Here is a 13,670-nt window from a genome sequence, read left to right as displayed (position 1 = left end):
ATTGTGAGCACTTTGATTGCGTTTTTGTTACGTAGCCACTAACTTGATTCAGTCGAAATGAATTCGGCCTGTATACCGCCCTGACTGTTCAGGGCGGTGTTTGTTTGTGGAGAAAATAAATGTTACACACTCATTCAATCGTCGTTTCCACACTGGACATGGACCGCATCAGCTCACTGATGGACAAAATGCCCAAACTGTCACCGGAACTGTTAAGACTGGAAGATGAACTGGATCGGGCAACGATCAAAGAACCTCAGGAAATCCCGCATGGTGTGGTCAGTATGAATTCAACCGTGCGCTTTAAATTCCAGGGGAAAGACGAGATCATGGAGAAACATCTGGTTTATCCCCATGAAGTAAAAAGCAATGATGATATTTCCATCTTTGCACCGGTAGGCAGTGCTTTGCTGGGGTTATCGGCCGGACAGACACTAAGCTGGCCTATGCCTGGTGGCAGTGAGAAAGTGATTGAGATTATTGAAGTGACCTATCAACCGGAACGTGAAGGTCGCTATGATCTGTGATGTCTAAATTCAGGTATCTGTGATACCTGAATTCTGGTGCAAAAGCCGTTCTAAATGAACACTCCTTTGCACCAGAAGAGCGTATCAGGCCAGCAAAATGCTTTGCAGCTCAGCTAACGAACTCACTTCGTAATGCGCATCAATGCCGTGTGGTTTTTCAGCTTGATGGATATTGAGCCAACAAGTTTCCAGACCGGCATTCAGACCACCCAAAATATCTGAGTGGGGATTATCCCCGACCATAAGTACCCGTGTTTTATCCGGATGCCCCATGACGGTTAAAGCGTGATTAAAAATCCCCGCATCCGGTTTCGCCACACCGACCTGCTCCGAAATCACCACATGCTCGAAGAAATCCTTCATGCCCGTTCTGGTCAGACGCACATCCTGCAGCTCAGTAAAGCCATTGGTAATGATGCCGAGTTTTGCTTTGCCCTGCAGTGCCTGCATCAACTCGCGAGCCCCGGGTAACAAAGTACAGATGTCTGCCATCGCCTCAAGAAAAGCGCTGTTGAGCTCGGCCGTTGTGGTGCCAATTTTTTCCGCCCAGGATTGAAAGCGAATGTGTTTCAGCTCAGCTGCGGTGATCACACCATTTTGATAATCCACCCACAGTGGCTTATTCACTTGCTGATAATGCTGGTAGTCCTGCTCGCTAAAGTCTAATCCTTTACGCGAGAACATCAGCTGCATCCCTTTAAAAGCATCGAAATGAAACAGGGTGTCGTCAGCGTCGAATAAGATCCAATCGTATTTCATTTTCATCTCCTCAAATCGCGCGAACAGTCTAGATTGTTTTCCATGAGATGTTAATCTAGTAGGAAGGAAACTTTTTGTTAAGAATATCTCAACAATTATGGATAATACCTTTTCTGCAATCCCGGTCTTCGTGGCTGTGATTGAATGCGGTAACTTTTCGCTGGCCGCAGACAGGCTGGGCATCACTAAGTCTGCCGTCAGCAAACGCATCACCCAACTTGAAGATGAACTGGGGCTGCGCCTGCTCAACCGCACCACACGTAAGCTCAGCCTGACCGAGGCGGGCGAACGTTATTATTATCACGTATCTCAGGCGATGACACACGCCCGCCAGGGCAGTGATGCAGTCAGTGAACTGCAGGGCGAGCCGCGCGGCAAGTTAAAAATTACTGCGCCGATGTCGTTTGGTGTTCTGCACATCGCCCCGATTATCAGTGAATTTCTTGAGCGCTACCCTTATGTGGAAGTCGATTTACAGCTGGAAGATCAGATGGTCGATCTTATTCAGGGCGGCTTTGACCTTGCGATTCGTATTGGCCACCTGCCCACCTCAAATTTAATCGCTAAACGACTGGTGCGTTGTCGCAGCATACTGTGCAGCTCACCGGATTATCTGCAGCGCCATCAGCCGCCACAAAAACCTCAGGATCTCATCCATCATAATTGCCTGGTGTACTCCTATTTCCGCGGTGGCAGTGAGTGGACGTTCAGCCAGAACGGTGCGGATTTTAAAGTCATCCCCAAGGGTAACCTGACCGTCAATAACAGTGAAGCCATACGCCGCGCCCTGCTTGACGGTTTAGGCATCGGACAATTGCCGACTTTTCTGGTCAGCAAAGATATTATCGCCGGTCGCCTGAAGCCTGTGATGCAAGAATTCAGCTTGCCTGAACATGCCATCTACGCGGTTTTTCCTGAGCGTAAACACCTGCCGCTCAAGGTACGCGCTTTCATGGATTTCGTCAGTGATAAACTCGGTGCTGATGTCCCTTACTGGGATCAGGGTATTTTCTGAGACGACAACGAGTCTCTGATACGATATCTATCGTTGATAAAAAGCCATTAGCGTCTTATAAAACAACAAGTAGCTTCATATATGACAACAACTAGCGCCGTAGCGGTCACGGTTTCAGCACGCTTCACATCGAAGATAAAATTCGCCACAATGATTATTGGTGCACAATGTTGAATAGTTTTAAGCAAGCGTGAACAAAAATCACCCGCTATCAGTTACAACATGATGAAAGGCTTAAACTAAACTTAACAGCGGACCGAAAAATAGTGGTGTCCCAGCTTAGTGCAAGCATGTTTTGCCCGAACAGATAAAGGAATGGATCGATGAAAAAAGTAGCCGTGATATTAAGTGGATGTGGTGTGTTTGATGGAGCCGAGATTCATGAATCCGTGCTGGCACTGCATGCCATTGAACGCCACGGTGCCAGTTGGCACTGTTTTGCGCCCAATATTGAGCAAATGCATGTCATCAACCATCTGACGGGTGAAGAGATGGCAGAGACACGCAACGTACTGGTTGAATCAGCGCGTATCGCGCGCGGAAAAATCGAGGATGTGGCCAAACTTAAAGTCGATGACTTCGATGCACTGTTAATACCCGGAGGGTTCGGCGCGGCCAAGAAACCTGACCGACTTTGCGGTGCATGGCTCAGAATGCAGTATCAACACCCATGTCGCCACCGCCTGTCGCGCTTTTGCTCAGGCAGGCAAACCGGCGGCCTATCTGTGTATTGCACCAACCATCATTCCGATGATTTACGAACACGGCGTTGAAGGCACCATAGGTAACGACCCGGATACCGCGGTTGCGTTTCGTAAGATGGGCGGCGAACATGTCGCCTGCCCGGTCGATGACTTTGTTTTCGACCAGAAACACAACGTGCTGTCGACTCCGGCTTATATGTTGGCCGAAAACATTTCTCAAGCCGCTTCCGGCATCGACCGCTTAGTGGAAGAACTGATTAAACTGGCCTGATCGCCCCAGCCCGGCCGTGTCTTCTGACATATTCGATGTCAGGATAGCGCCGGGTTGAAATTTTTCCCGCCTTCAACTGTTCTTATTATGTATCCGTTCAATACAATGAGTAAGAACTGTTATGAAACGCATTACGATAAGCTTACTGACATTACTGATCGCCATTCCCGTCGGCCTGTCTTTTTTCAGCCAGGCAACCTCTCACCCGACTGCCTCGCATGCTGAACATGAGCAGGTTGCGACGCTCGCCGGAGGCTGCTTCTGGTGTACCGAGTCGGATATGGAGAAACTGGACGGTGTGATTGACGTCGTCTCCGGCTATTCCGGTGGCAATGTAGATAATCCGACTTACAAACAGGTTTCATCCGGTACCACCGGCCATATCGAATCGATTCAGGTCACCTACGACAGTGACAAACTGAGCTATGAGCAGATACTGGATCACTTCTTTCGTCATATTGATCCGACCGATGACGGCGGTTCTTTCGTTGACCGTGGTAATCAGTACCGTCCGGCTATTTTCTATCACGATGCGCAGCAAAAGCAGATTGCCGAGCGCTTTATGCAAGAGATTGACCAGGCTGGTATTTTCCACAAGCCGCTGAAAACCGAATTAATTGCATTCAAAAAATTCTGGCCGGCAGAAGAGTATCATCAAGATTTCTATAAAAAGAGTTCGCTACGTTACAAATACTATCGCTATGCTTCAGGCCGGGACCAATATTTAGACCAGATCTTCGGCGATGACCGTGAAGATAACCCTAAAACACTACGTCAGCTGATTGATGAAAAACGGGCCATCAGCGAAGTTAGGGTGTATACGCGGCCGTCTGATGAACAAATCCGCGCGAAACTGACTGATTTGCAATACCGGGTGACTCAGGAAGATGCCACCGAACGGGCGTTCAATAACGAGTACTGGGACAATAAAGCAGAGGGGATCTATGTCGATATTGTTTCCGGTGAACCACTGTTTTCCTCGACGGATAAATATAAATCCGGCACAGGCTGGCCGAGTTTTACCCAGCCAATTGATCCGGCTTATATCGTCACCAAGTCTGACAACACTCTGTTTTACACCCGAACCGAGGTACGCAGTCGTTTTGGCCGTTCGCATTTAGGCCACGTATTTGAAGATGGCCCGGCGCCGACCGGTTTACGCTACTGCATGAATTCTGCTGCGATGCGCTTTGTACCGAAAGAGAATATGCAGGCGCAAGGCTATGGCGCCTACCTGAAACTATTCCGGTAATCCGGGTTTCCTCAATGACGCCGCAGCCTATCGTTGCGGCGTAAAACGTTTCACCAACGCGGCACGCTCATAGCGATCGGCACGGTCACGAGTCTGGCTCGGGGTTTCGCCAAACAGTAACTTGTAATATTGGTTGAAGGTCCCGAGGTGATAAAAACCATGCTGCAACGCCAGTTCACCGATAGTTTTTTCCTGCTCAGTGACAATCAACGCCCGGCGTACTGCATTGAGCCTGCATTCCCGTAAAAAGGCGATCGGACTGACCCCAAGCTCCTGCTCAAAGCAGTATTGCAGAGTCCGCTGGCTGACACACGCTATCGAGGCCATTTCTGCCACACTCATCGGGTAATCACCATTATTGTCCAGATGCCGGTACAAACGCAGTAATGCCTGGCGACGGGTGGTGTAACTGCGTGCCTCATTGTGTTCACTGACCGCAAACTGCCCTAACCTGTCAATCACTGCACTGGCCAGCATTTGCTGCAGTGCTGCCTGACCGTGTGACGACTGACCTTGCGACGATTGACCAGATGGCGATGGTCCAGACGGCAATTGACCAGAAGAGAGGTCCAGCAACCGTTTCCCTAATACCGACTCCGTATCCAGCACTTGCCGGATCAGCTCCACCAGCGACCAGCAGCCGTGTTGCGGATTCAGGTTTTTCAGTAGAGATGTCGACTCCCACTGCTGCTTGTCATCACATTGGATATTTTCCAGCAACAGGTCACGATCAATCACTACCCCAAAAATATGAAAATCATCCGGGGTCGCCAGTTCAAAATGTTGCTGAGCCGGACGTATCATCAATTGATGCGGCGCGGCCTGCAAACCATTCACTTTCGGACGTTGCGTGTCCATTGAAAAACCAATCCAGATGGCATTCGGATTGACACTGCACTCCTGGTGCACGGTATGACTGGTGAATTCCTCAAATAAGTGCAGGCCAGGCAGCTTAATCTCATCCAGATAACCATGAAATTGCCCTGCACCATGTTGATTATACTTTTGTTCCCAGGCGTTGAGGCTTTGCGCTTGTTGGTTCACATCAAAGCTGTACTGCTTGCACCTTATTGGTGCACATGAATTCCCTTCATGTGGCAATTGAATCAAATTCATTTTCACTCTCTTGCACCAGTTTCAGGCACATAAAAATATATATTATTGTTTTTATTGATAAATTTAACTTTGCGCATTGACGTCATGTAGTCGGAACACAATTCGCAATATTTCTCTCAGTTCAATTTGCAATGTTCGGACCGCACCGAAACAGATCGCAGCAACAAGGGAGATCCCCCGGCTGCCATCCATCCGATAAAGTGCCCCGAAACCGAAAGCTGAGAGGTTTTATGAGTTCACGCTACCGTTACCAGATAGGCACCCAGACCTATCAGTTTGCTTCTCTGAAAGAGGTGATGGCCAAAGCGTCACCGCTTCGTTTCCGGCGATCAGCTGGCCGGCGTGGCAGCGACATCCGCCGAAGAGCGCGTCGTGGCGCAAATGGTGCTGGCTGACCTGCCACTGAAAACCTTTTTAAATGAAACGCTCATCCCGTATGAAAGCGATGAAATTACCCGTCTGATTATTGATGAGCATGATGCACAGGCGTTTCTGGAAATCGCTCACCTGACGGTGGGCGATTTTCGTAACTGGCTGCTGCTGGAAACCACGACCCATATCGAACTGGCTCGCGTCAGCCCTGGTATTACACCGGAAATGGCGGCTGCGGTGAGCAAAATCATGCGTAACCAGGATCTGATTCTGGTGGCTAAAAAATGTCGCGTCACGACCGCGTTTCGCAACACGATTGGTCTGCCGGGCCGCTTATCCACCCGCTTACAGCCGAATCATCCGACCGATGATATGAGCGGCATTGCGGCCTCTATCTTTGATGGCCTGATGTACGGCAACGGCGATGCTGTAATTGGTATCAACCCGGCGACCGACAGTGTCAGCCAGGCGGTCAAACTGATGAAGCTGATGGACGAAGTGATTCAGCACTATGAAATCCCGACCCAGTCCTGCGTGCTGACCCACGTCACCAATACCGTGGAAGCGATTGAACAAGGCGCTCCGGTTGATCTGGTGTTCCAGTCGATTGGCGGTACAGAAGCGACCAACCAGGGCTTTGGCGTCAACATCAACGTACTGGCGGAAGCGTACGATGCAGCGCTGAGCCTGAAACGCGGCACGGTCGGCGACAACGTGATGTATTTTGAAACCGGTCAGGGCAGCGCACTGTCTGCCAACGGCCATCACGACGTCGACCAGCAAACTTGTGAAGTGCGCGCCTACGCCCTGGCACGTAAGTTCAAACCGCTGCTGGTCAATACCGTAGTCGGCTTTATCGGCCCCGAGTATCTGTTTGACGGTAAGCAGATCATCCGCGCCGGTCTGGAAGACCACTTTTGCGCCAAACTGCTGGGCCTGCCAATGGGCTGTGATATTTGCTACACCAACCACGCTTACGCCGATCAGAATGATATGGATAACCTGCTGACCCTGCTTGGTGTGGCGGAATGCTCTTTTATCATGGGGATTCCCGGCTCTGACGACATCATGCTCAATTATCAGACCACCTCTTTCCATGATGCCCTCTACGCGCGTCAGGTACTCGGCTCGCGCCCGGCCCCGGAATTCGAAGCCTGGCTGCAAAAAATGCAAATCTTCAATCAACAGCAGGGTAAACAGCTGTCAGACGAGCTCTCCCCGCACTTCATCCAGCCGCTGGGTTTAATCAAGGAGGCTGTATGAGCGTTGTCCCTATCAATCATTTGATCCACGAGGATCCGTGGCACAAATTACGCCAGTTTACTCAGGCCCGCATCGGTATCGGCCGGGTCGGCACCAGTATCCCGACTGAGGAGCTGCTGCGTTTTCAGCTCTCTCACGCTCAGGCAATGGACGCCGTGCACGTGCCGCTCGACGAGCAACAACTGGTCGAGACGATGGCCACCAGGTCTGCGCTGACGCCTTATCTGCCCGCCTTGTCACTGCACAGTCAGGCGGATGACCGTCTGACTTATCTGCAGCGGCCGGATCTGGGTCGTAAGCTGAGCGAGTCGTCTATTGAGCGCCTCAAAAATCACGCGGATGAACACGCCAAACCTTACGATCTGGCGATTGTCATCGCTGATGGCCTTTCCTCTTACGCCATCAGTAATCACGCCACACCCTTTATTGAAGCGCTGATTGAACAGTTGCAAAACGACAGCAAAAACAGCTGGCAGATTGCACCGCTGTGCATCGTCCATCAGGGCCGTGTCGCGGTCGGCGATGATGTCGGTGAAGCCATTAACGCCAAAGAAGTGCTGGTGCTGGTCGGTGAACGTCCGGGACTGAGCTCTCCGGACAGCCTGGGACTGTATCTGACCTGGCACCCGCATCGCGGCACGGAAGATTCGCTGCGCAACTGTATTTCCAATGTACGCCCGCAAGGCCTGCCTTATCAGGCAGCTGCGATGAAATGTTTTTATCTGTTGGCTGAATCACGCCGTCTCAAACTGACCGGCGTCGGCCTCAAAGACCGCTCGGATGACACCATCCTCGAGCATAAACAGACACAATTTTTCTCTTTAACTTCAAAGTCATAATGTAAGGATAGTAGTATGACAACATCAAACGATTATCTGGCTCAACGCCAGCTCAAACGTGGTGCAGCAGGTTGGATCCTGCTGGCCGGATTGGGTATCTCGTATGTAATCTCCGGTGATTTCGCCGGTTGGAACTTCGGTATCGCTCAGGCTGGCTGGGGGGGCTTTGTGATTGCCGCCGTGCTGATGGGAATCATGTATCTGGCACTGGTGCTGTCTCTGGCCGAAATGTCAGCGGCAATCCCGGCTGCAGGCGGTGGTTACAGCTTTGCCCGTCAGGCCATGGGCCCGATGGGTGGCTTCCTGACCGGCCTGGCGGTTCTGATTGAATACTCGCTGGCTCCGGCTGCGATTGTTATCTTCATTGGCTCTGCAGTGAATGAGCTGACTGGCTTTGACGGCCCCGTGGTCTATGCCCTCTTCTACCTGGCTTTTGTTGGTATCCACATTTTTGGCGTAGGCGAAGCATTGAAAGTAATGATGGTCATCAGCGGCCTGGCGGTATTGGCCATCCTGGCGACTGGTGTCGCTCTGGTGCCTGAATTTAACAGCGCCAATCTGTTTGATATCGAACCGACTGTCGGCAGCGATCTGATGATGCCGATGGGTCTGTACGGTGTCTGGGCTGCACTGCCGTTTGCGATGTGGCTGTTTCTGGCGGTAGAAGGTGTGCCACTGGCAGCGGAAGAAGCCAAAGATCCGAAGAAAGATGTACCTAAAGGTATTATCGCTGCAATGGTGTTCCTGCTGTTCACTGCCGTTTTGGTTGTGGTGCTGCTAAGTGGTGCTGCCGGTGCTAAAGTGATTGGTGACAGTGCTGTTCCTCTGGTTGATGCGCTCAATATTGCCGGCCATTCGCAATTGGCGACCTTCGTCAACGTGCTGGGTCTGGCTGGTCTGATTGCTTCGTTCTTCTCCATCATATACGGCTACAGCCGCCTGGTATTTGCGCTGTCACGTGCCGGTTATCTGCCGAAGAAACCTGTCACTGACCAGCAAACGCAAAGCGCCGGTTCGTGCGCTGATTTACCCTGCGATTCTGGGCTTTATTATCTCACTAAGCGGTGAAGGTGACCTGATTCTGTCTATGGCCGTCGTCGGCGCAACCATCTCTTATGCCATGATGTCAGCCAGCCACATTATGCTGCGCATCAAACGTCCTGATATTCCTCGCCCATACAAAACTCCGGGTGGCGTAGTGACTTCGGGTGTGGCTTTTGTGCTGTCGATTGTCGCCCTGACTGGTGTGTACGCTTACGATGTACGTGCCTTCCTGTTCACTCTGGTCCTGTTCGCCGTCGGTATGCTCTACTACTTCGTGGTCGGTCAGCACAATCTGATCGCGAAAAGTGCCGAGGAGGAGTTCGCTCTGCTCGATCAGGCGCAAGGTGAACTGGAAGCTGCCTGATAGCAAATCGGGTAACATCAATTATCAACTATCAACAATCGCCATTCCTGACCGGGATGGCGATTTTTTATATTCGCTCAGCACTGTTCATTGACGGCGTGTGTCCTGCCAAAGAGTGAAAAACAGGCACAAAAAAAGCGCCTGCTCAGAGACGCTTTTCCTTCAATTCAATCATGGACGCTTAACGCAGGCCATGCAAAAACTCGGCACGGGTTGCCGGATTGGACTTGAAAATACCACCCAATGCTGTGGTGGTCGTCTCGCTGGTTGCATCCATCACACCGCGTGATTTCACGCAGTAATGGGTCGCATCAATGGTGACTGCCACGTCATCCGATTGCAGCAGAGCCTGCAGCGCCACCAGAATTTGCTGGGTCATACGTTCTTGTACTTGCGGACGCTGGGCAAAGAAACGGACAATTCGATTGATCTTCGACAGACCGATAATTTTGCCGCGTGGGATGTAAGCCACTGCTGCTTTGCCGTCGATGGTCACTAAATGGTGCTCACAGGTACTGGTCACCGTGATGTCTTTAACCCGCACCATTTCGCTTACGTTCATCTTATTTTCGATAACCGTGATCTTGGGAAAATTCTGGTAATCAAGGCCAGAGAAGATCTCGTCAACGTACATTTTGGCGATACGATGCGGTGTTTCTTCCAGGCTGTCGTCAGTCAAATCGAGCCCCAGCAGGTTAAGAATCTCACGCATATGGTGTTCGATTCGCTCTTTTTTCTCTTCACGACCCATCGTATTTGGCTGCATTGGCGTTTCCAAACCACGACGCTCCAATGCATCTTTAACTAACTTCGCGGATTCGCTAAGACCTGACATTACCTTACCTCTTAATTACCCCTTCCGGATGGCAGACAAGGATACTCGGATTTTTTAATAATTACATCCTTAATTTAACGATGGGTTTAGATCACGCCAGGCCAGCTGCCATCAGCACTGCAGCTCAGATCGGAAATAGACAAATCCGAGTGATAGTTACAGTCATGATGATGATTCAGACTTTAACCGTCACCACCAATTTAAACCGTATGAATGATGCATCATGTTTATCAACGAGTGCTAAAAGACAGTTTCTCACCTGGCGTCAGTTGTGTGCTAAAGTAGGCAAAAAATACAAGATGATAGGATTAGAACATGGGCTGTTGTGACGCACCCGGCTTAATGCCAATCGAAGATGCGATGGAGAAAATGCTGTCGCGTATCCAACCGATTCAGACCACGCAGATACTTCCTCTGCCGGATGCTCTGGGCTATGTACTGGCTGAAGATATTCTCTCGCCGATTAATGTTCCCCCTTTTGATAACTCAGCCATGGACGGATATGCCGTGCGTCGCTCAGAACTGGCGCTGGGTCAGCCACTGACTGTGGCCGGAAAATCATTCGCAGGCCAGCCTTTCGACGGCGAATGGCCGCCAATGAGCTGCGTTCGAATCATGACCGGCGCGCAGATCCCGGCAGGTTGTGATGCGGTTGTGATGCAGGAACAGGCCACCATCAGCGATGCCGGTGTTACCTTCAGCGTAAGTAACGTCGCTCATAACGATAATATCCGCCCGACCGGTGATGACATTCATCATAATGACGTCGTGCTGAGCCGTGGTGCCCGTCTGACACCACGCGATATTCCGATGATTGCCACGCTCGGCGTTAGCCATGTCACGGTGTACCACAAACCTAAAGTGGCCTTTTTCTCAACCGGTGACGAGCTAAAACCTCTGGGTGAGCCGCTGCAAGCCGGTCAGATCTACGACAGCAACCGTTACGGTATCAAACCCTTGATTGAAAACTTCGGCTGCGAAGCGATTGATCTCGGTGTGATTCCTGACTGCCCGCAAACACTCAAAGCGACGTTTGAAAAAGCGCAAAGTCTGGCCGATGTGGTCGTTACTTCCGGCGGTGTCAGTGTCGGTGAAGCCGACTACACCAAAGATATTCTTGAGCAGCTGGGTGAAATCGGCTTCTGGAAGCTGGCGATCAAGCCGGGTAAACCATTCGCTTTCGGTTCACTGCAAAACGCCTGGTTTCTGTGGTCTGCCTGGTAACCCGGTGTCCGCTGTGTTAACCATGTACGTGCTGGTACAGCCAATGCTGGCTAAGCTGGCGGGTCATACCGAGTGGCAAGCACCGGAATCGATTCCGGCCACAACGCGCACCACCTTTAAGAAGGTTCCGGGGCGCACCGATTACCAGCGCGGGATCTACAGCATCGAAAACGGTCAGTTTTTCGTTGAGACCACGGGTAACCAAAGCTCGGGAGCCTTCCGCTCAATGAGCCTTGCTAACTGTTTTGTGGTGCTGGAACGTGAACGCGGCCGGGTCGAAGCCGGTGAAACCGTCAATATCCAGCTGTTTAACGCAACCCTTTACTAGGAGCGATGGTGGACATTCTCAGCGATGCAGAGATGCTGCGCTACAACCGACAGATCATCCTCAAGCAGTTTGATTTTGACGGTCAGGAGGCGCTCAAACAGAGTTCAGTGCTGATCCTCGGTGCCGGAGGCCTCGGCTGTGCCGCCGGCCAGTATCTGGCGACGGCCGGCATCGGTAAACTGACCCTGATTGACGATGATAAGGTGGAGCTCTCGAACCTGCAGCGTCAGGTGCTGCATCATGATGCGGATATCGGCCGGCTTAAAGTGGATTCGGCCGCGCAGTCATTGCGCGAACTCAATCCGCACCTGGTGGTGAATACCCTGGCCGAACGACTCAGTGATGAAGCACTGCAAACGCTCATCACCCGTCACACAATAGTGCTGGATGCCTCAGATAACGTCGCCACCCGCAACCAACTTAACCGCCTTTGTTATCAGAGCAAAACCCCGCTCGTCTCCGGGGCCGCGATTCGTATGGAAGGTCAGGTCAGCGTCTTTACCTACCAGCAGGACAATGAACCCTGTTATCAGTGCCTGAGTGCTTTGTTCGGCGATGCTGCTTTGAGCTGCGTCGAAGCAGGAGTAATGGCGCCGGTGGTCGGTATTATTGGCGCAGTGCAGGCTCTTGAGGCCATCAAAGTCATCGCCGGATATGGCCGTTCGGTGCAGGGCAAAATTTTGCTGCTCGACGCTATGACCATGTCATGGCGCGAAATGAAGCTGATGAAGCTGCCTACCTGCCCGGTGTGCGGCAGCCAGTCAGGCTGAAAGCCCTGACCTACTCTCCATTCTAAACAGGCGCGCCATTAAGCGCCTGTTTTCATTTATTTCCAGCGTTGAATTGAGTACTCTCTAAAAGTTAACTCATTGCGGGCAACCGGCCCGCGCTCAATAAGGAAACCGTCGCATGTCTCCTCTTGTCACTCCGGCCTGGCTGGCCGAACGCCTTAACGACAAACGCATTGTCGTGCTCGATACCAGTATCGATTTTCAGATTCCTGCTGAACCGGAAAAAGACAAAATAAACAAAATTCCCGGTGCACGCCGTTTCGATTACGATAGCGTGTTCTGCGATCCTGATGCGAGTTTACCGCACATGATGCCCAGTGAAGCGCGTTTCAACCACTTAGCGCGAGAGCTGGGAATTAATCAGGATTCGGTTCTGGTCGTATATGACAACAGCGGCACGTTTGCCTCGCCAAGGGCGTGGTGGATGTTTAAAGCATTCGGCCATAATGAGGTCTACATACTCGATGGCGGTCTGACTGAGTGGAAAATGCAGGGTTACGCTGTCACGCAAAGTTATACTCAGCCAGCAGTAAGCGGTGATTTTAATCGCCCGCTCGACCCGGCTTACTTTGTTGATGCCGGTTACGTACTAAGCAAACTCGATGATCCTGCCAGCCAGACGGTCGATGCTCGCTCCCATGCCCGTTTTTCCGCCCAGGTGGCAGAGCCGCGCGCGGGAGTGCGCAGCGGCCATATCCCGAATTCATGCTGTCTGCCATTTGCCGAACTGATGAACGGTCATAAGTTCAAACCGGTCACCGAGCTCGAGCCGATTCTGCAGCAAGCGCTGCCGCAGTCAGCCGACGAATACCTGTTCAGCTGCGGCTCAGGGGTCACCGCCTGTATTGTGCTCCTGGCTGCCACCCTGTGTGGTTATCACAATCTGGCCGTCTACGACGGTTCGTGGACTGAATGGGGTTCAAATTATGACCTGCCGATTAGTACGTTGAAATAAGAAGAGTTCTG

General features: G+C 51.5%; 9 protein-coding genes and 4 pseudogenes. 10 read left to right on the top strand and 3 right to left on the bottom strand.

Translation table 11 applies throughout. The annotated features are described in order from the left end of the window. The first annotated feature begins 119 nt into the window (after window positions 1-119). Window positions 120-527, top strand: coding sequence for a nucleoside diphosphate kinase regulator (rnk, locus tag ABDK09_01820; protein ID XAW88156.1), 408 nt, complete (start codon window positions 120-122; stop codon window positions 525-527). Between the two features lie 84 nt (window positions 528-611). On the opposite strand, the gene yjjG is transcribed toward rnk, so the two are convergent. Then, on the bottom strand, window positions 612-1,286 hold the full coding sequence (yjjG, locus tag ABDK09_01815) for a pyrimidine 5'-nucleotidase (GenBank protein ID XAW88155.1): 675 nt from the start codon (window positions 1,284-1,286) through the stop codon (window positions 612-614). 97 nt (window positions 1,287-1,383) lie between these two features. On the opposite strand from yjjG, the gene ABDK09_01810 reads away from it, so the two are divergent. The 3 genes and pseudogenes from ABDK09_01810 to msrB all read left to right on the top strand — a co-directional run bounded on the left by ABDK09_01810 (window position 1,384) and on the right by msrB (window position 4,528). Continuing rightward, window positions 1,384-2,301, top strand: coding sequence for a LysR family transcriptional regulator (locus tag ABDK09_01810; protein ID XAW88154.1), 918 nt, complete (start codon window positions 1,384-1,386; stop codon window positions 2,299-2,301). Window positions 2,302-2,624: 323 nt separating this feature from the next. Continuing rightward, window positions 2,625-3,276: pseudogene (elbB, locus tag ABDK09_01805) on the top strand (isoprenoid biosynthesis glyoxalase ElbB). A gap of 121 nt (window positions 3,277-3,397) precedes the next feature. Next, window positions 3,398-4,528: a peptide-methionine (R)-S-oxide reductase MsrB gene (gene msrB, locus ABDK09_01800; GenBank protein ID XAW88153.1), complete on the top strand. Its 1,131-nt coding sequence runs from the start codon at window positions 3,398-3,400 to the stop codon at window positions 4,526-4,528. A 27-nt stretch (window positions 4,529-4,555) separates the two neighbouring features. Here msrB and ABDK09_01795 read toward each other — a convergent pair whose 3' ends face one another. Continuing rightward, on the bottom strand, window positions 4,556-5,644 hold the full coding sequence (locus ABDK09_01795) for a helix-turn-helix domain-containing protein (protein ID XAW88152.1): 1,089 nt from the start codon (window positions 5,642-5,644) through the stop codon (window positions 4,556-4,558). 230 nt (window positions 5,645-5,874) lie between these two features. Between ABDK09_01795 and ABDK09_01790 the strand changes: the two are divergent. From ABDK09_01790 to eat, 3 genes and pseudogenes are all read left to right on the top strand, one after another. After that, window positions 5,875-7,279 (top strand): annotated as a pseudogene (locus tag ABDK09_01790) (ethanolamine ammonia-lyase subunit EutB). Then, on the top strand, window positions 7,276-8,118 hold the full coding sequence (eutC, locus tag ABDK09_01785) for an ethanolamine ammonia-lyase subunit EutC (GenBank protein ID XAW88151.1): 843 nt from the start codon (window positions 7,276-7,278) through the stop codon (window positions 8,116-8,118). The pseudogene ABDK09_01790 and the gene eutC overlap by 4 nt, the downstream one beginning before the upstream one ends. 15 nt (window positions 8,119-8,133) lie before the next feature. Continuing rightward, window positions 8,134-9,526: pseudogene (eat, locus tag ABDK09_01780) on the top strand (ethanolamine permease). A 181-nt stretch (window positions 9,527-9,707) separates the two neighbouring features. Here eat and folE read toward each other — a convergent pair. Beyond that, a complete protein-coding gene (gene folE / locus ABDK09_01775) occupies window positions 9,708-10,361 on the bottom strand; it encodes a GTP cyclohydrolase I FolE (GenBank protein ID XAW88150.1) in 654 nt (217 codons plus the stop codon). A gap of 315 nt (window positions 10,362-10,676) precedes the next feature. Between folE and moeA the strand changes: the two are divergent. The 3 genes and pseudogenes from moeA (at window position 10,677) to ABDK09_01760 (ending at window position 13,659) form a co-directional block, all read left to right on the top strand. After that, window positions 10,677-11,913: pseudogene (gene moeA, locus ABDK09_01770) on the top strand (molybdopterin molybdotransferase MoeA). Window positions 11,914-11,921: 8 nt separating this feature from the next. Further along, a complete protein-coding gene (gene moeB / locus ABDK09_01765) occupies window positions 11,922-12,683 on the top strand; it encodes a molybdopterin-synthase adenylyltransferase MoeB (protein ID XAW88437.1) in 762 nt (253 codons plus the stop codon). Between the two features lie 139 nt (window positions 12,684-12,822). Beyond that, the gene (locus ABDK09_01760) at window positions 12,823-13,659 is read left to right on the top strand and encodes a sulfurtransferase (protein ID XAW88149.1); all 837 of its coding nucleotides are present in this window, start codon (window positions 12,823-12,825) and stop codon (window positions 13,657-13,659) included. Window positions 13,660-13,670: the final 11 nt, after the last annotated feature.

It is taken from the genome of Vibrio sp. CDRSL-10 TSBA, assembly GCA_039696685.1.
GTDB lineage: Bacteria > Pseudomonadota > Gammaproteobacteria > Enterobacterales > Vibrionaceae > Vibrio.
The sequence above is the reverse complement of the archived record's forward strand: the minus strand, read 5'-3'. Positions and strand labels throughout refer to the sequence as shown.

What these genes read in the sequence shown, in the direction of transcription:
- rnk (XAW88156.1), top strand. Translation starts at nt 120, where the DNA reads ATGTTACACACTCATTCAATCGTCGTTTCCACACTGGACATGGACCGC.
- folE (XAW88150.1), bottom strand. Translation starts at nt 10,361, where the DNA reads ATGTCAGGTCTTAGCGAATCCGCGAAGTTAGTTAAAGATGCATTGGAG.
- msrB (XAW88153.1), top strand. Translation starts at nt 3,398, where the DNA reads ATGAAACGCATTACGATAAGCTTACTGACATTACTGATCGCCATTCCC.
- ABDK09_01810 (XAW88154.1), top strand. Translation starts at nt 1,384, where the DNA reads ATGGATAATACCTTTTCTGCAATCCCGGTCTTCGTGGCTGTGATTGAA.
- yjjG (XAW88155.1), bottom strand. Translation starts at nt 1,286, where the DNA reads ATGAAATACGATTGGATCTTATTCGACGCTGACGACACCCTGTTTCAT.
- eutC (XAW88151.1), top strand. Translation starts at nt 7,276, where the DNA reads ATGAGCGTTGTCCCTATCAATCATTTGATCCACGAGGATCCGTGGCAC.
- ABDK09_01795 (XAW88152.1), bottom strand. Translation starts at nt 5,644, where the DNA reads ATGAATTTGATTCAATTGCCACATGAAGGGAATTCATGTGCACCAATA.
- ABDK09_01760 (XAW88149.1), top strand. Translation starts at nt 12,823, where the DNA reads ATGTCTCCTCTTGTCACTCCGGCCTGGCTGGCCGAACGCCTTAACGAC.